The sequence below is a fragment of the Calothrix sp. CCY 0018 genome, assembly GCF_963920925.1.
In the GTDB taxonomy this organism is placed as follows: Bacteria; Cyanobacteriota; Cyanobacteriia; order Cyanobacteriales; family Nostocaceae; genus Rivularia.
The window spans coordinates 1-19,565 of sequence record NZ_CAWUDI010000067.1; the positions used below are offsets into that span (position 1 = coordinate 1).

General features: G+C 37.5%; 20 protein-coding genes and 1 pseudogene. 10 read left to right on the forward strand and 11 right to left on the reverse strand.

From position 1 onward, the window contains the following. Positions 1–292: 292 nt before the first annotated feature. Both ACM03V_RS31500 and ACM03V_RS31505 read left to right on the forward strand, forming a co-directional pair. Positions 293–769, forward strand: coding sequence for a YbjN domain-containing protein (locus tag ACM03V_RS31500; protein ID WP_414624751.1), 477 nt, complete (start codon positions 293–295; stop codon positions 767–769). A 320-nt stretch (positions 770–1,089) separates the two neighbouring features. Continuing rightward, on the forward strand, positions 1,090–1,749 hold the full coding sequence (locus tag ACM03V_RS31505) for a biotin/lipoate A/B protein ligase family protein (protein WP_414624788.1): 660 nt from the start codon (positions 1,090–1,092) through the stop codon (positions 1,747–1,749). Here ACM03V_RS31505 and ACM03V_RS31510 read toward each other — a convergent pair whose 3' ends face one another. Beyond that, entirely contained in the window at positions 1,750–3,063 is a 1,314-nt protein-coding gene (locus ACM03V_RS31510) for a serine/threonine protein kinase (RefSeq protein WP_414624752.1), read from the reverse strand. Positions 3,064–3,171: 108 nt separating this feature from the next. On the opposite strand from ACM03V_RS31510, the gene ACM03V_RS31515 reads away from it, so the two are divergent. Continuing rightward, on the forward strand, positions 3,172–4,380 hold the full coding sequence (locus ACM03V_RS31515) for an alpha/beta hydrolase (RefSeq protein WP_414624753.1): 1,209 nt from the start codon (positions 3,172–3,174) through the stop codon (positions 4,378–4,380). Positions 4,381–4,868: 488 nt separating this feature from the next. Here ACM03V_RS31515 and ACM03V_RS31520 read toward each other — a convergent pair whose 3' ends face one another. After that, complete coding sequence (locus ACM03V_RS31520; RefSeq protein WP_414624754.1) at positions 4,869–5,105, reverse strand: HD domain-containing protein; 237 nt, start codon at positions 5,103–5,105, stop codon at positions 4,869–4,871. 225 nt (positions 5,106–5,330) lie between these two features. On the opposite strand from ACM03V_RS31520, the gene ACM03V_RS31525 reads away from it, so the two are divergent. Both ACM03V_RS31525 and ACM03V_RS31530 read left to right on the forward strand, forming a co-directional pair. Continuing rightward, positions 5,331–5,810 carry a GNAT family N-acetyltransferase gene (locus ACM03V_RS31525; RefSeq protein WP_414624755.1) on the forward strand — a complete coding sequence of 160 codons (480 nt, stop codon included), beginning with the start codon at positions 5,331–5,333 and terminating at the stop codon, positions 5,808–5,810. A 65-nt stretch (positions 5,811–5,875) separates the two neighbouring features. Next, entirely contained in the window at positions 5,876–6,946 is a 1,071-nt protein-coding gene (locus ACM03V_RS31530; protein WP_414624756.1) for a potassium channel family protein, read from the forward strand. A gap of 10 nt (positions 6,947–6,956) precedes the next feature. On the opposite strand, the gene ACM03V_RS31535 is transcribed toward ACM03V_RS31530, so the two are convergent. Further along, the gene (locus ACM03V_RS31535) at positions 6,957–7,643 is read right to left on the reverse strand and encodes a precorrin-2 C(20)-methyltransferase (protein ID WP_414624757.1); all 687 of its coding nucleotides are present in this window, start codon (positions 7,641–7,643) and stop codon (positions 6,957–6,959) included. A 1-nt stretch (position 7,644) separates the two neighbouring features. After that, entirely contained in the window at positions 7,645–8,268 is a 624-nt protein-coding gene (locus tag ACM03V_RS31540) for a precorrin-8X methylmutase (protein WP_414624758.1), read from the reverse strand. Positions 8,269–8,612: 344 nt separating this feature from the next. On the opposite strand from ACM03V_RS31540, the gene cbiE reads away from it, so the two are divergent. Then, positions 8,613–9,821: a precorrin-6y C5,15-methyltransferase (decarboxylating) subunit CbiE gene (cbiE, locus tag ACM03V_RS31545; RefSeq protein WP_414624759.1), complete on the forward strand. Its 1,209-nt coding sequence runs from the start codon at positions 8,613–8,615 to the stop codon at positions 9,819–9,821. Between the two features lie 165 nt (positions 9,822–9,986). Continuing rightward, positions 9,987–10,565, forward strand: coding sequence for a Uma2 family endonuclease (locus tag ACM03V_RS31550; protein ID WP_414624760.1), 579 nt, complete (start codon positions 9,987–9,989; stop codon positions 10,563–10,565). Between the two features lie 160 nt (positions 10,566–10,725). On the opposite strand, the gene ACM03V_RS31555 is transcribed toward ACM03V_RS31550, so the two are convergent. From ACM03V_RS31555 to ACM03V_RS31565, 3 genes are all read right to left on the reverse strand, one after another. Then, entirely contained in the window at positions 10,726–10,956 is a 231-nt protein-coding gene (locus ACM03V_RS31555) for a hypothetical protein (RefSeq protein ID WP_414624761.1), read from the reverse strand. Between the two features lie 22 nt (positions 10,957–10,978). Beyond that, entirely contained in the window at positions 10,979–12,739 is a 1,761-nt protein-coding gene (locus ACM03V_RS31560; RefSeq protein ID WP_414624762.1) for a DNA methyltransferase, read from the reverse strand. A gap of 535 nt (positions 12,740–13,274) precedes the next feature. Continuing rightward, complete coding sequence (locus ACM03V_RS31565; protein ID WP_414624763.1) at positions 13,275–13,505, reverse strand: hypothetical protein; 231 nt, start codon at positions 13,503–13,505, stop codon at positions 13,275–13,277. A gap of 172 nt (positions 13,506–13,677) precedes the next feature. Here ACM03V_RS31565 and ACM03V_RS31570 point away from each other — a divergent pair, with 172 nt between their 5' ends. Together ACM03V_RS31570 and ACM03V_RS31575 are read left to right on the forward strand one after the other, a co-directional pair. Then, positions 13,678–13,902, forward strand: coding sequence for a ribbon-helix-helix domain-containing protein (locus tag ACM03V_RS31570; protein WP_414624764.1), 225 nt, complete (start codon positions 13,678–13,680; stop codon positions 13,900–13,902). Continuing rightward, positions 13,889–14,215, forward strand: a complete 327-nt coding sequence (locus ACM03V_RS31575) for a type II toxin-antitoxin system PemK/MazF family toxin (protein ID WP_414624765.1) — start codon at positions 13,889–13,891, stop codon at positions 14,213–14,215. Before ACM03V_RS31570 ends, ACM03V_RS31575 begins: the two co-directional genes overlap by 14 nt. A gap of 1,948 nt (positions 14,216–16,163) precedes the next feature. Here the strand turns inward: ACM03V_RS31575 and ACM03V_RS31580 are convergent. From ACM03V_RS31580 to ACM03V_RS31595, 4 genes and pseudogenes are all read right to left on the reverse strand, one after another. Further along, positions 16,164–16,688 (reverse strand): annotated as a pseudogene (locus tag ACM03V_RS31580) (NgoFVII family restriction endonuclease); the annotation flags it as partial. 111 nt (positions 16,689–16,799) lie between these two features. After that, the gene (locus tag ACM03V_RS31585; RefSeq protein ID WP_414624766.1) at positions 16,800–17,540 is read right to left on the reverse strand and encodes a cobalt-precorrin-6A reductase; all 741 of its coding nucleotides are present in this window, start codon (positions 17,538–17,540) and stop codon (positions 16,800–16,802) included. A gap of 452 nt (positions 17,541–17,992) precedes the next feature. Beyond that, positions 17,993–18,445, reverse strand: coding sequence for an Hsp20/alpha crystallin family protein (locus ACM03V_RS31590; RefSeq protein ID WP_414624767.1), 453 nt, complete (start codon positions 18,443–18,445; stop codon positions 17,993–17,995). Between the two features lie 281 nt (positions 18,446–18,726). Then, positions 18,727–19,134: a DUF4112 domain-containing protein gene (locus tag ACM03V_RS31595; RefSeq protein WP_414624768.1), complete on the reverse strand. Its 408-nt coding sequence runs from the start codon at positions 19,132–19,134 to the stop codon at positions 18,727–18,729. A 129-nt stretch (positions 19,135–19,263) separates the two neighbouring features. Here ACM03V_RS31595 and ACM03V_RS31600 point away from each other — a divergent pair, with 129 nt between their 5' ends. Continuing rightward, positions 19,264–19,527 carry a DNA-binding protein gene (locus ACM03V_RS31600; protein ID WP_414624769.1) on the forward strand — a complete coding sequence of 88 codons (264 nt, stop codon included), beginning with the start codon at positions 19,264–19,266 and terminating at the stop codon, positions 19,525–19,527. The last annotated feature ends 38 nt before the right edge of the window (positions 19,528–19,565 follow it).

The window sequence follows — 19,565 nt, forward strand, 5'->3', positions numbered from 1 at the left end:
ATAATCTAAATTCTTAGGCTAGAAGCCCAGTGTCTTTAGACCTGGGTCGTTGACACCGAGGAATTCGATAAAATACACGCTCAGTATTCCCTCGATTGTGCGATGGCTAACTAAGGGGATGGGGATACAAGGAAGGTAGAAATACAATTCCCAACTTTTAACTTATAATAAAAAATTTTTAATCCAAAATCCAAAATCTCACAACTCCTAACTCCTAACTCTTTACTCTCTACTCCATTTAATTGTGTATAAAGTAGGTGTGAATAATCATCATACTTGAGACAGAATTTGTATGACATCTTACCAAGCTGATTCAGAAGGAGACGAAGTTATGAGCGATTTAATGACAGAAACAGAAAGCATCAACCATGTTGAGGTGATTGAAAACGTTATCGATACGCTGGATGAAAACGATAGCGCAATGGTTAATCATCCTTCTGAGGGTGCATATTTATGGAAGTTTAAGTACGGTAGCGTGGAAGTGTTTGTCCAATTGACGGGGACAAGCGATGAAGATACAATCACAATTTGGTCTTCTGTTTTGAAATTACCTGCAAAAGATGAAGCTACGATGATGCGGCAGCTTTTGCAAATGAACTGTTCGGGTACGTTAGAAGCGCGATTTGGTATAGTTGAGAACCAGGTGGTAGTTATATCTACGCGCATTTTAGAAGACTTATCTCCTGCCGAAGCCTCTCGTTTAATTACCATTGTGGCGACTATAGCTGACGACAACGACGAAGATTTACAAGCCAAGTTTGGCAAGTAACAGTTAACAGTTATCAGTTAGCAGTAACCAGTTATCAAAATTGAGGTAGCTGGTTGCTTTTGTAAATATAGCAGCTTCACTCTTATTGGAATACAGACTTAACCTCACCCCTTCCCCTCTCCTTAGTAAGGAGAGGGGTGCCCTTTAGGGCGGGGTGAGGTTTATCGAAGTGTATTGCACTCAACCGAAATCGCTACAATACTACGGATGGGCTTCCTTGCCACCAACTACTATCAACTAACAACTAATAACTATCAACTATCAACATTTTGAAAACTTGGCGATTGATTCCGCTTATAGAAGCGAATGGTAAATTACAAATGGCGATCGATGAATGGTTGTTGAAACAGCATTTGTCGGGACATCCGCCAATTTTACGTTTTTATACTTGGTTGCCTTCCGCAATTTCTCTTGGTTATCATCAACACAAGTATCCAGAAGATTGGCAAAATTTAATTTGGAAGGGTGAGGAAATAGACTTGGTACGTCGTCCGACTGGGGGACGTGCTGTGTTACATAATGGTGATTTAACTTACGCTGTGGTGACATCTGGACTTTCTGGGAGTCGGATTGAAGCGTATAAAAAGATATGCGAATTTTTGATTCAAGGTTGGCGTAATTTAGGTATTGAGTTGAATTATGGTACTGCTGGCAGGGGTTATATTAACAATCCCAACTGTTTTGGTACTGCAACTGGTGCCGATTTGGTAACGGTTGATGGTAGTAAGTTGATTGGTAGCGCTCAGTTGAGACGTGGTAACGTGATTTTGCAACACGGCTCGATGCGGTTGAAACCAGATGCGGAGTTGTTTAAACAGGTTTTTGGTGAAGAATTGTTTGATGGGGTTGCGATTGCGGAAGATTTGACAATTGAAAGAATAATTGCATTTTTAATTGATGCTGCTAAAGATTGTTTTGGGGTGGAGTTTGAGGAAAAAGCCTTGAGTGAGGATGAGTGGGAAGAGATTTTAGCGATGTAGTTAAATTCCCAACCAATCTTTAATTTCTGCAATCAACCATCTTCTTTCAGCATCGGCTAATTTGGGAGAAAAACCACCAAAATCAAATTTGATTGCACCAGCTTCCATAGAAACCATTTTTAACTTTTGATCGTTGACTTTGTAAGAAGTTTTACCAACAGTAATATTATCAATGGCTGAAGTCTTTCCCGTTTTTTGTCGATAAGTGAAACCTAATAACTTCCATTGCATTACAAATTCAACCCGATTAAAATCAACCGAGAAATGTCCAAAGGCAGGAAGAAAAAACATGGTAAAAGGCATTAAACCAAATATCCAAAAAATGATTACTGTTGGATTGAATAAAATCGCGAAGCTGGTAGGAATAAACCAAAAAATACAAAACAATATTAAAAAGATGCTTTCAACTGTAATTCCTCTTCTGGGTACTTCAATTTCTAAGTGATTGTAAGATTTATCTAATTTAATTCGGCTACCGTATGGTTTAGAAATTTCACCAGAAGAATTAACGGCAAGACGATTATTTAAAGCTTCTAAAGCTTGAGGTGCAGAACTAAATCTTTGCTCAATATCTGGTTCGGTTAATTTTTCAATCCAGCGCATAAAATTATTACTAAGATTAACTCGATCTTGAAACTGAATTCGCATTTGTTTTTGCGGTAAATCTGCGGGTATTATCCCCGTTGCAAGATGAATTAATGTTGCTCCTAAAGCATACAAATCGGAAGCAGGAACGGTTCTACCACCGAATTGTTCTAAGGGTGCATAACCGTAAGTTCCAACTACTGTAAACGTAGCTCCTTTTGCTGCTGCGTTATCCTGTACTGCTCCAAAATCAATTAAATAAACTTGTTTATCCCCACCTAACATTAAGTTACTCGGTTTAATATCGCGGTGAATAACTTGGGGATTGAGTGTATGTAAATAACAAAGGATTTCTAATACTTCGGCGGCAATTTTTCGTAATTCTTCTTCGGTAAATCTCTGTTTTTTCTCAATTAATTGTTTGAGCGATTCGCCGGGAATGTATTCTTGAACTAAAGCAAACCAGTTATTTTTATCCTCAACAGAAAAATAATCGCGGTATTTAGGAATTTTGGGATGAGAAAGCTGTTTAAGAATATCGGCTTCTCGTTCAAATAATTTTAAATCTTGCCATTGAAATTGTTCGCCAAATGATAAAAATTTGAGAATTACTGTTTCTGCTGGCTGAATTGATATATCTTCCGCTAACCAAGTCTGACGACCTGCATTTTGTGCTAGTTTTTGTTTTAAGATATACCTATTTTGCAATATTGTTTTTTCCTCTAGCATAGTAAATTAATTCAAATATATTTAGGTTATTCTTATAAATAGCTCAAAACAATTAATTAGTCTTGAGTAATTTCCCTATGTGGTTAAATATTTTTAAATAGAATAAATATGTCATCTAAAAATAAAAGATTTATTTCGCAAAGTACGCTGATTCCGATATTATTCCTTAGTTTCGCAAGCTTTTTCCTCACATCTTGGATTATACTTCCCGCACCAACTTTATTTTTATTACAATTTGGAGTAGTCGCACCAGAAATTTCTCCTTGGTTATTCCTTCTAAATATAATTACTTTATTTCTATCTTTAATCTTTATTCGTCAACTGCAAATTCAACAGACAGTTTGTATTTTAAGTTTGCTCGGATTGATGGTTTGTAGTTTGCAATTAGCAAGCATTACACCAACTGAAATCCAGTTTAATAAGTCTATGGCTCAAGTATTAGGAAGCAATTATCAACAAAAAGTTCCAGTTGAAGTCAAAGCCAAAATGCGGAAGCAGCCTTTTATTCTAACCGATATCTTTCGAGGAATTAACTTAGATAAAACTCGTCATATAACTAATATTAATTTTGCGACTCCCGCAGGAGTAGCTTTAAAAATGGAAGTTTATCAACCGGAAAAAGTTGGTAAATATCCAGCAATTGTATTTATTTATGGTGGGGCTTGGCAAAATGGTAATCCATCCGTAAAACCTGAGTTTAACAGATACATGGCGGCTCGTGGATATACTGTATTTGCGATCGATTACCGTCATGCGCCAGAATACAAGTTTCCCGCTCAATTCGATGATGTAAATACTGCTTTAAAATTTATTCGCGATCGCGCTGATGAATACGAAGCCGATGTTGACAAAATGGTATTATTAGGGCGCTCTGCTGGCGCTCATTTAGCGATGCTGGCAGCTTACCAACCGGATGCACCAAAAATCCGCGCTGTAGTTAATTACTACGGCCCGGTAAACTTAACTCAAGGATATAATGAACCCCCCTATCCCGATCCAATTAATGCTCGTGCTGTTTTAAAAGCATTTTTAGGAGGTTCCCCTCAGCAGTTACCGACGCTGTATGAAACTGCTTCACCAATTAATTATGTGGTGCCCAATTTACCCCCAACTTTGCTAATTTACGGCAGTCGAGATCATGTTGTAGAAGCCAGATTTGGCAGACAAATGTATAATAAATTGCGAGATAAAAATACGGCTGTTTATTTAGAAATTCCTTGGGCTGAACATTCTTTTGATAGTATTTTTAACGGTGTTAGCAATCAATTAGCTTTGTATTATACCGAGAGATTTATTGCTTGGGCAGTTAACAGTTAGCAATCTTACGATACTTTTATTTTGACTTCTTAAAATAAAAAAGGAAAATCCACTTATAAATACATTTCTCAAACTCATAGGAAAATTGCATTATAATTTACATTTTTTAGCTGTAATTAGTTAAGTCTTCATTCTCGCCTTTAAATTGATTTCAGGGCTGCATATACAAAGTACGCTAAAACTTACATCTTGCACCATTAGCAACAATCGCCTTGGAATAAATTCCCAGGCTAATACACCAAGTCGTCTAAAGACGATTAGACAAGTCTTTTAGTGCGTTTTAAGGCACTTTGTATATTAGCCGCATCAATTGATTTCTCTGCGAGAAAGCCTCCGGCTTACGAGGCGGAAATTTGGGCTTAACGATAATGGTGCAACAAGTAACTTAAAACGCACTAAAAATTTTCCCCAGTCTGATTTATCAGACTTTGTATATAAGCCTTGGAATAAATTCCAAGGCGGTTTACGAGGCTTACTGAGATTACTATTTAAAAGCTTACAAAATAAGAAATAAATCCCTCACTACAAACTAAGCCTCTTTCAAATACCCTTTCTTCGGGTGCATATTCCGCTAAAATCATTGTCATCATTGCTAAATGCCAAGAATGTTCGCCGCTGTTTTCTCGACGGGAACCATCTATTAATAATGTTTGACGTAATACATTTTTTAATTGATCAATTTCGATGATGAATTGTAATTGTTGATGGAGTCGATTTACTTGCATTTTTTGTAATAAATACTGTATATATCGGTTACAAAATATTACTATGCCACGTTGCCCCTCACAACACACCCTACTTATATAAGATTTACGCAAAGCCCTGCTTTTTAAGGGGGGTTGGGGGGATCTTAGAGTTGGGAATGCTTACTTTGTGGTTGCGGTTGCGTAAGTCTTGTTATATATAAAATCTAAAACAAAAACATCCGTTGTAAAAATCTAAAATAAATTATGGCTGATATGTTAGTTAAACTCTATACCTTGCCATCCGCAGAAGTAGAGATTGCCGCGCAAGAAAAGCAGGGTATAGTTATTAGACGTGCGATCGCGCCGGAAAAAAGCAGTATTCTGGCTTGGGTTGAGGAGCAATTTAATACACGCTGGATGAGTGAATGTGACGTTTCTTTTAAAAATTCACCTCCTAGCTGTTGGATTGCTGTAGAAAACCAGCAAATTCTCGGCTTTGCTTGTTATGAATGCACTTGTAAGAATTTTTTTGGCCCTATAGGTATCGGTGAAACTGCAAGAGGAAAAAAAGTTGGTAAAGCATTGTTATTAGCTTGCTTGCACGATATGCGGGTGCAAGGATATGGTTATGCAGTTATCGGTGGTGCAAGCGACGGTGTAGCGGATTTTTATCGCAAAACTGTGGGTGCAACAATTATCGAAGATTCGTCACCAGGAATTTATCAAGGGATGTTACGAGGATAATTGGTAATTGGTAATTGATTCTAACTCCCTACTCCCTACCTACTCCCTGTTCCCTATTAACATAAATGGAATCAATATTAACTAAAATTAGGAATTGGATTAATACAGTTTGGGAATTTTTAGAAACTGAAAATTTTATTCGTCCGCTTTTAGTTATTCTTGTAATTGTTGTAATTAGTTCGTTAAGTTTATCTCTTGTAGAACCGAATCTGTCTTTATTTGATAGTTTGTGGTGGGCTGTTGTCACCTTAACAACAGTTGGTTATGGTGACGTTACTCCAAAAACTATTCCCGGACGTTTTATTGCTTTTCTTGATATGCTTGTCGGGATTGGAGTTTTGACTCTTCTTACCGCTACAGTTGCCAGTATTTTAGTAGAAAAGAAAATAAGTAAGGATTTAGGAATGCATTCTTATAGTTTTGAAAATCACATTATTTTATGTGAATGGAATTATCGGGCTGAGATAATTCTTAAAGAGTTGCGTTTGGAATCGGAAACAGAAAAAACTCCTATAGTTTTAATTTCCGATATCGATAGAAAACCAGTTAAAGATAAATATTTATTCTTTGTCAAAGGTGACGTTTGTGATGAAACTTTGCATCAAGCGAATTTACTAAAAGCCAAAACCGTAATTATTTTAGGTGATGATAGTTTAGATTATAAACAACGCGATGCAAAGGTTATATTATCGACTTTGACGGTAGAAAGTATTAATAAAAATGCTTATACCATTGCCGAACTTATAAATGAAAAAAATATCGAAACTTGCAAGCGAGCTTATGCTGATGAAATAGTTGTCAGTAGTAAATTATCTAGCAATTTGATTTCAAGTGCTGCTATCAATCACGGTATTAGTAAAGTTATTTCCGATATTGTAACTTATGAATATGGCTCTCAAATATTTAAGATTCCTGTTCCAGAATCTGAAGTTGGACATCTTTTTATAGATATTTTTATAAAAATGAAAAAGGATTCTCAAAGTACTGTTATTGCTATACAGCAAGGTAATGAGGGAGAAACTATTTCTAACCCGTTACCTGATTATCAACTTGAGAAAGATGACTATTTAATTTTTATTGGTAGTCATGGTAAGTCTTACTCTTCTAAAGAGATATTCAAAACTCCTAACTCTTAACTCTTTTGACTTAAAATTGGCTTGGTATAACTATCAACGAAAAATAAGGTACAGTTTCCGCTTCAACTTCATCGATAGATAATATCTGCTGATTTTCTAAAGTTGCATTTTCAATATACTTTGCTCTTTCTACCAACCCCAATTCTTGCAAAACCTGCTTTACTTTACTAAAATTCTTCCCCAATTTGATAATTACCGCAGCATCGGCAACTCTCAATTTCTCTTTTAAAACTTCTTTTGAAAGTATCCCCGAAAGCACCATGAAAACATCATTACGGTAAGTTAACGGTATTCCCATCATCGCTGCACTAGCCATTACCGAAGATATTCCCGGAATTATTTCTGTGGTAAATTTAGGTGATAGTCTGTTAAAAATATACATGAAACTCCCGTAAAAAAACGGGTCGCCTTCGCAGAGTACGGCAACATCTCGTCCATTACTTAACTGTTCGGCTAATTGCTCGGCGGCTTTGTCATAAAAGGGTTGAGCGGATTTTTCTAGTTTAAAAGGTAATATTATGGGAATCTCTATTTGATTATCTTGCAAAAATTCAGCAACAATCGAACGAGCAAAACTGTTACCTTGTTCCGAAGCAGGATAAGCGATTACAGGTACAGACTGTAAAATCCGTAACGCCTTCAAAGTAATTAACTCCGGGTTTCCCGTACCTACTCCTACACCATAAAGACAACTCAAGTTACTGCTCCTCCTGACATAGAGCATTCACCGCAGCCGATGCGATCGCGCTTCCTCCTCTTCTCCCATGCAAAGTGACAAATGGCACTCCTCGACTATTCGCAGCCAAAGCCGCTTTCGATTCTGCTGCACCCACAAAACCGACGGGAAAACCTAAAATAACCGCAGGTTTGGGAAATCCAGCATCAAATAATTCTAAAAGATGAAATAAACCTGTAGGAGCATTACCGATTGCCACAATTGCCCCTTCGATCTCAGATTCCCATAACTCTATTGCAGCCGCAGAGCGAGTATTACCCATTTTCCACGCTAATTCCGGTACCTCTGGATAATTCAGCGTACAAATTACGGGATTATTCGCTCTTAAACGCCGTTGAATGATACCTTTTGCTACCATTTCGGCATCGCATAAAATTGATTCGCCTGCTGCAAGCGCTCTTTTGGCAACAGTTATAGCTTGTGGCGATGCTTCTAAATCGGTAACAATATCAGTCATGCCGCAACTATGAATTATACGCACTGCCAAGGGTATCAAATCGGCGGGTAAGTTTTCTAGATTCGCTTCTTCACGAATGATAGAAAAAGAACGATTGTAGATTTCTTTAGGATTGCGGATGTAGTCCATTGAGGAATAGTGAGGAGTTAGGAGTTAGGAGTTAGGAATTAAGTTTTAATTTCAAAGCTTAGAATACCACGAACACAAGTCGTAATAGGTATTCCCAACCTTAAGATCCCCCCAACCCCCCGATTAATTGGGGGGCTTTGCGTAAGTCATAATATTTCTATAAGTAGGTAAACGTAATTAGATATAAGACAAAACCTCACCCTTAATAAGGAGAGGGAAGCCGTAGGCAGGGTGAGGTTTTATATTTAATTTTACCTAGTTACTTATTCCCCGTTCCTTATTACCAATTACCAATTCCCCACCCAAAATATAATAATGTAATCAAAACAAACAAACGAACGTTGATGCACAAATGGTTATCTGTGGTGGGTATTGGTGAGGATGGTTTACCTGGATTGAGTCAGGTAGCTTGTTCTGTTGTGGAAAAAGCAGAAATTTTGGTAGGAGGTAAGCGGCATTTATCGATGCTTCCAGAAGATGATAATAGGGAAAAGTTGATTTGGAGTTCTCCCATTGCCACTTCTGTAGAAGATATTATCCAGCGTCGCGGAAAATCTGTTTGCATTTTAGCAAGTGGCGATCCGATGTGTTTTGGGATTGGCGTTACTCTCACCCGTCGCATACCCATTTGTGAAATAACTATTATTCCCGCACCTTCATCATTCAGTTTGGCTTGTTCCCGTTTGGGATGGGCTTTACAAGAAGTGGAAACCTTAACTTTAGCAGCTCGTCCGATATCGCTTTTGCATCCGGTAATTTATCCTGGTGCGCGGTTACTTATTCTTAGCGAAGGTAAAAATACCCCGGCTATTGTGGCGCAAACCCTTGTAGATAGAGGTTTCGGCAATAGTAAAATTACAGTTTTGGAATACATGGGAGGAGAGCGCGAGCGTATAGTTGAAGGTATTGCCGCTGAATGGGAAACCACCAAAATCGCCAGCTTAAATACAATTGCAGTCGAATGTATCGCCGATGCAGATATATTGCAGCTTCCCAGAATCGCCGGTTTACCAGACATAGCTTATCACCACGACGGACAACTTACCAAACGCGAAGTTAGAGCAATAACATTAGCCGCACTCGCACCCATCCCCGGACAAATGTTGTGGGATATCGGCGCTGGTTGCGGTTCCATCAGCATAGAATGGATGCGAACTCACCCCCGATGTTGGGCGATCGCCATCGAACAAAATGACTCCAGGCTTAATTACATTGCCGACAACGCAGCAAGTTTAGGCACTACAAATCTGCGTATAATCCACGGAGAAGCACCCACTGCATTACAAGGCTTAGAACCTCCCGACGCTATTTTCATCGGCGGTGGTATTACCTCAGAAGGAATATTTGATACCTGCTGGCAAGCACTTCGCACTGGAGGACGTTTTGTAGCGAATGCAGTAACTGTAGAAAGCGAGCAGAAACTACTCGAATGGCACAGTCAAGTTGGTGGAAATTTAACAAGGATAGCCATCCAAAGAGCGCAACCCATAGGTAAATTTTTGGGATGGAAAGCGATGGTACCCGTGACGCAGTGGGTTGTGGTGAAAGAGTGACGGGGAGATGGGGTAGAGGGGGTAGAGGGGGTAGAGGGGGGAGAGGGGGGAGATAATTTCTAAACTCCCAATGCCCCATGCCCAATGCCCCATGCCCAATTACCAATTACCAATTACCAATCCTCACAAATATTACAATTAAATTAACTGCCGCTAATTAATGTTATGGTACTCCAGTTCAACCAGCAACTGACTCTCGAAGAGTTCTTAAATCTTCCTCCCGGAGAAGGAGATATTACCTACGAACTCGTTGACGGAAAAGCAATTCCTAAAATGTCACCAAAAAAATTTCATTCCAAACTTACCCGCGCTCTTCTTAATTTAATCGAAAAATGCTGTGAAGATAAAGGTGAAGTATGTCCGGAATTGGCGATCGCGTTAACTCGTCACGGGCGTAATTGGGTACCTACACCAGATTTACTATATATTTCTAACGAACGTTTACCGGATGACTGGGATGAAGAGGGGGCTTGTTCGGTTCCACCAGATTTAGCAATTGAAATTATCTCACCAGGGCAAACTTTTGGACAAATGGCTCTGAAAGCGCAAGATTATTTGAATGCTGGAGTATTGCGGGTTTGGGTGGTGGATAGCAAAGCCAGAAGCATCACGGTTTTTTATCCAGATGCAGCACCCCATACTTATGTAGGAGATGAAATTATTACAGATTCGTTGTTTGAAGGTTTGCAATTTAGTGTTGAAGCGGTGTTTAAACTTGCGAAAATTCCCGCAAAAAATGGTTAGCGATCGCAACCTCTAAAATAAACGGCAATATAAAAATAAGTATCCGGCGGCTAGAAGTCGCGACTACACAAACGAAACCCGCCTACGCGGGTTAAGAATTTATTAGTCCACGGAGGTGGACTTTACCTGTGTAGCCGCGACTTCCAGTCGCCAGGTAAATTCAACAAGCTTGTTCCAAACGGTTTACAACTTCAGACGCATTAGGAATCAAAGCGCGATAAGCCTCTAATGCTGCTTGTTTGGTTTCTTCCGCTACGATGGGGAAAGTTGACAAAATGTATCCAAATTCACCTTCCGTTAAACCGTAGAGATGAGCGATAATTCCATCAAGTTCGGCTCGCAGTTGAGCGCGTTGTGTTTCCTCGGTAACGCCGTTTTTGTGGGAACCCAAACCCACATCCCGCGCTAATTCATCAAATTCCGGTGTTGTGCAGATCAGTTTTGCAGCACGTTGTACGATTTCGGTGAAGTATTTGTCGTTTTTGGTTAAGCGGGGGATTGGTAGTTGGTAGATGTAGAACATATTGCAATGCGCCGTAACTTTCTGGCGAATTACAAAATCGCAAACAAAACTGTTGAGTAAACAAACAGTAAATAACCAAACGCAATTTTGCTATTTCCGTCGCTTCCTCCATGATGTCTACACCATAAAGATTGTCGGTAACAATCCGCTTTTTAATATAGTAGGATAGCGATTTATGCTTTTGCTCTATCTCCTGCAACCATTTTTTATTTCTGGCATCACCCTGTAATTTTATTGTTCCGATCGCAGCACTGTAAACAGAAATTAAAGTCTTTAAAGCAGCGACCAGAAAAGCCCCCGAACCGCAAGCTGGGTCAAGGATTGAGAGATTCGGAATAATCTCCTCTACTAATAAACGACAGACATTTCCATCTAAGTTAATTAGTAAATCGTTGATATCTTCAAATACTCTATTATCATTAGATACTTGACCCCTCTCCAAACCTCTCCCCGAAGCGGAGAGAGGCTTTAAAACCCCACTTCCCTTGTAGGGAAGGGGGGAAGGGGGGTTAGGTTTGAGTGTAAATTCGTGATGTCTATCTGATAAAGCCGTATTTACTCTGTCTACAATTAATTTATGAATAGTTCTGTCACAGAGATATTCGGTGATCTGCGGACGTGTATAGTAGGCTCCGAAAGCCTTTTGGTTAATGTACTTCTCGAAAATATATCCTAAAACGTCGGGGTTAATTTCATCATCTTTACCCCCTGGAGTATCATCCAAATTCCAAGAATAACGTGCAAATAAATCTAGAACCTTCTTAAAAGCCTCATCAGCAATCGAAATATCATAATCTTGCTCGATGCGGTGTTTGAGGAACAATCCCCCGTTGAGATATTTAATTTTTCCAACCAAAGACTCTATCGATTTATCTCTATCAATTTCCGGTTTAGCAAAACTTTCAAAAAACAAGGCTTGAAGAAACTCTTGATAAAAAAGATTCTCTCCTCGTTGCTGACTATTTTCTAATTTATTATGTAGATAATTAGTATCTTTATTATCAATAAAACCCTTGCGCTGAAGGAAATAAACGAACATCAAGCGGTTAAGAATTACCGAAGTGTACCACCGCTTATCCGTTTGATTATCAATCCCTTTAACGTATCCCAAAAATTCCTGATGTTGCTCTTGAAATTCCTTGTAAAACTTCTTCGTAACTTTTTCAACATCGAAAGCAGCTTGCAACCGATGCGCTATTTCCACCACCGATAAATTATCATCTTCTAATTCTGTGATATCGATCGCAATAGAACCCAGTTTGCTTAAAAACAAGTCTCCCGGTTGTCCCTTAACATACAAATGCTCGCGAGTATAACTTTTATTTTCTTCGCGTTTTACCCAATACCAAAGGCTGCGAGTACGTTTTTCATCAACAAAAATCAGTAAATTCTCGGCAACTAAACCGCTAATTTCCTTGTGAATTGCAGCACGAACTTTGCCGGAAGGAATCTCTCCGTTTGCTGCTTTGACTTCAAATACAGCAACCCCAGAACATTCTGCGATAGACGTTATGTATAACGTCTCTACATTTTCATTTTGCAGCACAAATGGTTTTTGTGTAGGTTGATCCCAACCCAACTGTTGTATAAATAAATCCTCGAATTCAAAATTATAGAGTAAATCCCGCGTCCGCTGGAAATTGAGTGACATAATATACTACCCTGTCGGAAAAAAATAGAATTTTGTATAGGAATTAACGAGCATAAAAAATCTGCCCAAAGACTAAAATCTTGGAGCCATAACCCTTGATAAACAAAAGCTTTAACAATAGATATGCAATAATACTGTTACTGTAATAACTCTTGCGACAACAGAAACGGTTCAGTGCTTTTATTTACGCTTATATACGCTTGTATTGAACTATATACTGATACTGATAGTAAACTTCCGGTTAAATTTTGGTAGTATAAAAATGTTTTTTTGGTTAAATGTGAGTGCAGAGTACGAATAAATGCTCAAATGCTTGACTAGCAAGACTTGAGGTCAGTTTGGGTAATTACTTAGGTAAATCGCGCTATGCTGAAAAATAGCTTACGTGCTGTTTGAATAAAAGATTAAATTATTACAATTTATTTGGTTTAATTTAGGGATAATTACTAAATCGCGATCGCTATAAGGTTTTTACGCGACTTCCTTTTTTCGGCTAATTAAGAAAGGTAAGAGGCGATCGCCATTCTCGAAACCCTCAAGCATTATCTTCCTGTTTTGCTGCTGTTAAAAGTTCGGATAAAGTTTGAGCAGCTTCATGTGCTTCATAAGGGGACCAAACAACTGCTTGTGTAGATGCTAACTGCTCCAAAAGCAACTTTTCTGATTCTTGCTCTAATTCAGCTAATAAACGGGATGCTATCTCATTTTGCTTGTCTTGTGGCAGTTTTTCAATTTCTGCGATCGCTTTGCGAAGTAATTCGGTCATCTGAAAAGATAATGTGTATTACACGGGTGCTTTTATTGTACTGGTTTCTGGCAGCGTCTTAATGCTCCCGTGTTGCCCTCAAGATGTGATGCATAAAGGCATATCGCGTATTTAGCCGCAAATTAACCTAGAATATTAGTAGGAATATTTGGTATTACTAATTGGTAGGAATATGAACGTTGAAAAATTATCTGTTTCTTTGCCAGTCTACTTGGTGCAATTTATCGAGAATTACAAGCTTGACAAAAAATGCAAATCTCGTTCTCAAGTAATTGAAGAAGCATTGGAATTGCTACGAAACCAAGAATTAGAAGAAGCTTACCGACAAGCTTCTGCTGAAAATGACAATGCTTGGGATGTAACACTAGCAGACGGTTTAGCAGATGAAACGTGGTGATATTTATTACGCAGACCTTCATCCTGCGGTTGGTTCAGAAATGGATAAACGTCGTCCAGTGTTGATAGTAAGCAATAATATAAATAATAAGGCTGCTAATACGCTGACGATTTTACCAATTACTTCTAACGTTAGCCGTGTTTATCCCTTTGAAGTTTTGCTTAATCCAGAAGTTAGCGGTTTAACAAAACCTTCTAAAGCTCAAGCTCAACAAATACGAACAATCTCCAAACAACGAATTAGTGGTGAAGCAATAGGTAGCTTAAATGAAGAAATAATGCTATTAATTGATGCAGCATTAAGATTGCATTAGGACTAAATTTCTGTGCTAATTCTGTAGGATTTTTATTTTGTCCAGTTACACCTGCAACATTATTAATTATTGCTTGTAAATTTTCAGTTAAATACCCGACTGTATCGGCAAATTGAGTAAAGATTAATACTTTTTCTTGAGGATGAGTTTGAGTAAGTAATTGAATTAAAGCTGTTAATTTTTCATCCTGTTTGGGTTTCCATGCTCCAAATTCTTGCAGCAAGTTAATTAAAATTGTGGCATCTGCTAGTAAATCGCGTTTTAGTTTTTTACTATCGAATAAATTAGCATTTAACCATTTAAAGCGTTTTGAATATTTATCTGTATATTCTTGATAAATAGATTCAGCTTTGATGCGGAAAGTTTTTTCGGTGATTTTTTCGATTTCTATATTATCTTGACTCACAGAATCTGTAAAACCTCTCTCCAAACCTCTCTCCTGCAAGGAGAGAGGCTTTGAATTCTCCCCATTCCCTCGTAGGGAAGGGGGTTGGGGGGTTAGGTTTTTCGTTGAATTTTCTGCATAACTTGAAATGACATCATCTTCAGTTTCTAGATCAAATATTGCCGTTACCGAATCAGCATCCTCATCATTATTACTAGTATCTAATAAAGTTGCATCTTGAGTTCCTATCGGAATATCAAGTTGTTTTTCTAAAGCATACAAATAAATAAAGTTTCGTAAAATGTGGCGTTCAATAGATTGAATAAAAGCAATTCCGCTACTTTCCAAACGTTTAAATAAGTTAGTCCGAGAAAATCCCATCAACCGTTTACCACCGCGAAATAAACCATTCAAATAACGTTGTTCTGCTTCTGGAAGAGAATTTTTAGATTTTTTTGCTACATATTCTCCCAATCCATAACGCGGTAAATTAAGTTGGTTAATAACTTCAACTACCGACTGAGAATAAAGACTTGAGTAAGAATTATTTCCTGCATCATCTATATTAAACTTAATAGTTTTAGGAATCCGTTCGGGGAAATAAGAGCGAGTTCCATCCGCAAACTCTAAATACTTTCTAATTTTTCCTCCTGCCTTTACAAGGGGGGATTGAGGGGGGTCTGATTTAGCATAATTATCTTTAATAAAAGAACGAGTTCGTCGCACCATGTAATGTTTCATTAATTCCCGCCAATCGTCGGGGTGTTCGCTTTTTTCAAAAGCAGCTAACGAACTTACAAGACATTGATATCTTCTACTAAACTCGATTTTTCCTAATTCATTCATTAAAGCTTCCGGACGAAATCCTAAATCTTCGTCTTCCGGTACAAATAATCTCAATTGTGCAGAAAGGTCGAGATAAGTTTTATTATAAGGAGTAGCAGAAAGTAAAATACATTTGCTTTCATTCGCGGTAATATATTCAAAAATTGCTCGATATCTTTTACCTTCCCGATTGCGTAAATTATGACTTTCATCTATTAACACAACTCGGTAACGGCGTAATTCTGGTAACTTAGTTTGAACTTGACTTATAGACAAAACTTTTGCATAAAGGCGATAATTATCTACATATTCCTGCCACATATTCGTTAAATTTTTGGGGCAGATAATCAACGTTTCTAAAAAACAATCTTCCTGTAAAATCTTAGCTAAAGCGGTTCCTACCAAAGTTTTTCCCAAACCCACCACATCCCCGACAATTACACCACCGCGTCTAGTTACATGACGCGCTGCTAACTGAACTGCGGCTTTTTGAAATTCAAACAAATTATTAAATTCACGGGGAATTCTGAACTCAGAAAGTCCGGCGATCGCTTCATGGGATAAATGGTAAGCAATCTTCAAGTAAATGTGATGCGGCGGTATTAATTCTTCCCGTGCCCAACTATTATCAATTATTGCCGCTAATTCTTGAGAAATATCTATACAGCCGTATTCTTCCCAACGCTCGTTAAACCATTTTTGTAATTTATTACAAGCATCATGATCTAAAATATCAACATTCAATTCACCTTGTTTTGCTAAACCCGAAAAAGTTAAATTACTGCTACCTAAAAAACCAACAGTTGGTGTATTTGGATCGTGACGATGCACTAAATATAACTTGGCGTGTAGAGAATGTTTTAAAAATAGTTTAATGATTAATTTCTGACTTTTTAATTGACTGCTCAAACGTCTCAATCCAGCTTCATCTCGATTATTAGGCGCACCCATAATCAGCTGATGACGAAACTCAGCCGCCATCTTCTTTTTTAACCGAATTATAGTGCTATTATCAAGCCTTCCTGCACCACCACCAAGAGATAAAACATTACGAAGTTCATCGCTTGGTAAACTTTGCATCCCAATCAGCAGACGACAACAACCAATCTCTCCACCAGGGTACTTTTCAATCAAATCATCAATTTTCTGCCATCCTCTGAGGTTAAAGTAACCCACGCAAAAATCTGCCCTGCAAGAAAGATTAAGAGTTTCTCGTAAAATCGGCAGCATCTGCAAATTAATGTTGTCAAAAATGCGCGGCATTCTTCTATACCTAAATTATTTTAATTGGCATTACCATGTTATATTTATTTCTTATTGATACCAATTAAAACCGTATTAATGCTTAAAATTAATTTTCATCTACATTCAACCCTAACTCTCAAATCCCTTCACCCAGAGCAAAGCACTTTCAACATCTTCCACCCTATCACCTTGCGGAAGAATCGGACGTTTTACCATCACTACTTTTACACCCAACTCCCGCGCAGCAATAATTTTTGCATAAGTTGCATTACCACCACTATTTTTACTAACTACAGTATCAATATTATGCTTCTGCAATAATTGTTTTTCTGAATCTTTATCAAAAGGTCCCCGCTCTAATAAAAGTAACCCTTTTGGTAATACAATATCTGAAGAAGGTTTTTCAATCGTTCGCATCAAAAACCAAATATTTTCAAGTTGTGAAAAAGCAGTTACTTCTTGCCTACCAATTGTTAAAAATACTCGCTTTGCAAAATCCGGTAAAATTTCTACTACTGTTTCTATATTTTCAACTTCTATCCATTTATCATCTATAACAGATTTCCATTCAGCACGAATCAACATCAATCGCGGTAATCCTAAATTATCTGCTGCTGTAGCTGCATTTTCAGATATTTTCGCCGCAAAAGGGTGTGTAGCGTCGATAAGTAAATCAATTTTTTCTGATTTTAAATATTCAATTAATCCTGTAACACCACCAAAACCACCGATACGCAAATTGTTGGATGCTACAGCTTGACTAGTGCGACCTGCAAGAGATACTTTTACCCGTATATTTGTTAGACTAGCAGCTTTTTTTGCTAATTCCGAAGCTTCGTAAGTTCCACCGAGAATTAATATTTTTACCAAATTCTATCCTATCGCATCGAAGTATCCTTGCATATAACAATAACCATATACTTCATTTGTATTTACAACTGTTTTTTGTAAATAATTTTTAGCAATATAGTATCCTTTTAGATAACCATTATATCCAATGCCATTTTGACAATCTTTTCTCGTAAAATTATTAGCATTGTCTTGACAAGATATAATCAAGCAAGAAAAAGTAAGAAAACTTAAGCAGATGAGATACTTCTTAAACATATTTTGGGAAAATTATTAATGGTTTAAAGCTTAATTTCATCTCAAAGAATACTTTAAATGAGAAATATCTTAACTATAGCAATTATAAGTTAAATCTTAAATTTAAATATTTAAACATATTACAAAAATATTACAGAATAAAAAAAGCCCAGTTGCTTTTACACAACCGGGCTGATTCATTCAACTATCCAAACCACTTTGTTACCACGCTTACATTATGCGTCGGTTTGCTCAAGATTAACTTTCACTACTTTATTCTTTTCTTCTTGAGCTTTAGGTAAATGCAAATTCAAAATACCGTCTTTATAATCAGCTTTCACATCGGTATTTTGGATACGTGCTGGTAAAGGAATTACGCGCTCAAACTTACCGTAACGGAACTCACTTCTTTTAGTACCGTTTTCTTCGGTGGTAGTTTCTTCTTTGCGCTCTCCTCTGATAGAAACCGCATTTTCAGTAACTTGAATATCCAAGTCTTTTGCATTCATACCTGGAACTTCTAACTTCAAGTTAACAGCGTTATCGGTTTCCGATAATTCAGCCGCAGGTACTTTTGAAATATTACCAAAATCGGAATTATCTGGAGCAATCATATCGTCAAATAAACGATTGAAGCTTCTTTGTAAAGCGTTTACTTCATGCCAGGGATTGTAACGAATTAAAGCCATGTTAACTAACCTCTAAAAACTAAATTAATTTCGAGTTGTGTGTCTTACTTGCGTCCTTTGATTACTATATTAATGAAAGTAAAAGGTAGTGTAAATTCGGTTTATATGGCAAATTAAATGTAGAAAACCGACCAATTAAAACTAGATAATATTATGTTCGGTTAACAGTATAAATTTCAGTACGGTTAACCATAAACAATGTAGAGACATTGCATTGCAACGTCTCTACAAGAATCTACAAATATTCTTAACGGTGTAATAAATCAATTAAATACCATCTTTTAAACCGACGATACTGGCGTTTTAGCAGCTAACTCAGCATCAGCTTTTTCAAGTTCCGGCTCAGTTGCTGTGATATGATCTTCCAAAATTGCTAAATTACGAATATTGGATTTATAAAAAGCATCAAATACATCACCTAATAAAGGCACTGCACCGACAACAGTTTCCAAACCAACATTAAAAATCATCTTCTTGAGGTTATCATTCGATACACCGACACGAGTAGCCAGATAAATAATGTAACCAGAAACTATCGTACTAATGATATCTCCAGCACCGGGAATTAAACCAAGAATTGGATCTAATCCGATGCGGAATTTAGTACCGGGAATGCCGATGGCAGTATCCATCAGCCGACTGAATTTACGAATTCGGTTAAGAGTAGCTAGTTTTTTTGCAGTATCCATAATTAATATATTTGCATTAATGACTAATCTATGTCTTATATCGCGAGAAAGAATATGTAAGTTGAGCAACTATATAAAAAGATATGATTTTGGGTATTGTTGATTTGTAGTGGAAGGAGTATATAAACCGTGAGAAAATTTAGAACACTCGATGAATTTGAACAAGAGTATTTCCGTAAGCATCCTGAAGAAATTGATGATTATTTGACCGAAATCTTTCAAGAATATGCCCTAAATAATGATTCTGGCGCATTACTGGCATCCTTGCGTATTATTGCTCGCTTACAAGGAATTAGTGAGACAGCCGAGCAAGTCGGTATGACACGACGAGGATTACAAAAAGCTTTATCTAGTGATGGCAACCCACGTCTTGAAAATATGTGGTTAATTTAGCCCACGCAGGTGGGCTTTGTTTGTGTAGCCCCAGACTT

What these genes read in the sequence shown, in the direction of transcription:
- ACM03V_RS31520 (WP_414624754.1), bottom strand. Translation starts at nt 5,105, where the DNA reads ATGCAAGTAAATCGACTCCATCAACAATTACAATTCATCATCGAAATT.
- ACM03V_RS31525 (WP_414624755.1), top strand. Translation starts at nt 5,331, where the DNA reads ATGGCTGATATGTTAGTTAAACTCTATACCTTGCCATCCGCAGAAGTA.
- ACM03V_RS31550 (WP_414624760.1), top strand. Translation starts at nt 9,987, where the DNA reads ATGGTACTCCAGTTCAACCAGCAACTGACTCTCGAAGAGTTCTTAAAT.
- ACM03V_RS31510 (WP_414624752.1), bottom strand. Translation starts at nt 3,063, where the DNA reads ATGCTAGAGGAAAAAACAATATTGCAAAATAGGTATATCTTAAAACAA.
- ACM03V_RS31595 (WP_414624768.1), bottom strand. Translation starts at nt 19,134, where the DNA reads ATGGATACTGCAAAAAAACTAGCTACTCTTAACCGAATTCGTAAATTC.
- ACM03V_RS31560 (WP_414624762.1), bottom strand. Translation starts at nt 12,739, where the DNA reads ATGTCACTCAATTTCCAGCGGACGCGGGATTTACTCTATAATTTTGAA.
- cbiE (WP_414624759.1), top strand. Translation starts at nt 8,613, where the DNA reads ATGCACAAATGGTTATCTGTGGTGGGTATTGGTGAGGATGGTTTACCT.
- ACM03V_RS31515 (WP_414624753.1), top strand. Translation starts at nt 3,172, where the DNA reads ATGTCATCTAAAAATAAAAGATTTATTTCGCAAAGTACGCTGATTCCG.
- ACM03V_RS31500 (WP_414624751.1), top strand. Translation starts at nt 293, where the DNA reads ATGACATCTTACCAAGCTGATTCAGAAGGAGACGAAGTTATGAGCGAT.
- ACM03V_RS31565 (WP_414624763.1), bottom strand. Translation starts at nt 13,505, where the DNA reads ATGACCGAATTACTTCGCAAAGCGATCGCAGAAATTGAAAAACTGCCA.
- ACM03V_RS31570 (WP_414624764.1), top strand. Translation starts at nt 13,678, where the DNA reads ATGAACGTTGAAAAATTATCTGTTTCTTTGCCAGTCTACTTGGTGCAA.
- ACM03V_RS31590 (WP_414624767.1), bottom strand. Translation starts at nt 18,445, where the DNA reads ATGGCTTTAATTCGTTACAATCCCTGGCATGAAGTAAACGCTTTACAA.
- ACM03V_RS31540 (WP_414624758.1), bottom strand. Translation starts at nt 8,268, where the DNA reads ATGGACTACATCCGCAATCCTAAAGAAATCTACAATCGTTCTTTTTCT.
- ACM03V_RS31505 (WP_414624788.1), top strand. Translation starts at nt 1,090, where the DNA reads ATGGCGATCGATGAATGGTTGTTGAAACAGCATTTGTCGGGACATCCG.
- ACM03V_RS31530 (WP_414624756.1), top strand. Translation starts at nt 5,876, where the DNA reads ATGGAATCAATATTAACTAAAATTAGGAATTGGATTAATACAGTTTGG.
- ACM03V_RS31575 (WP_414624765.1), top strand. Translation starts at nt 13,889, where the DNA reads ATGAAACGTGGTGATATTTATTACGCAGACCTTCATCCTGCGGTTGGT.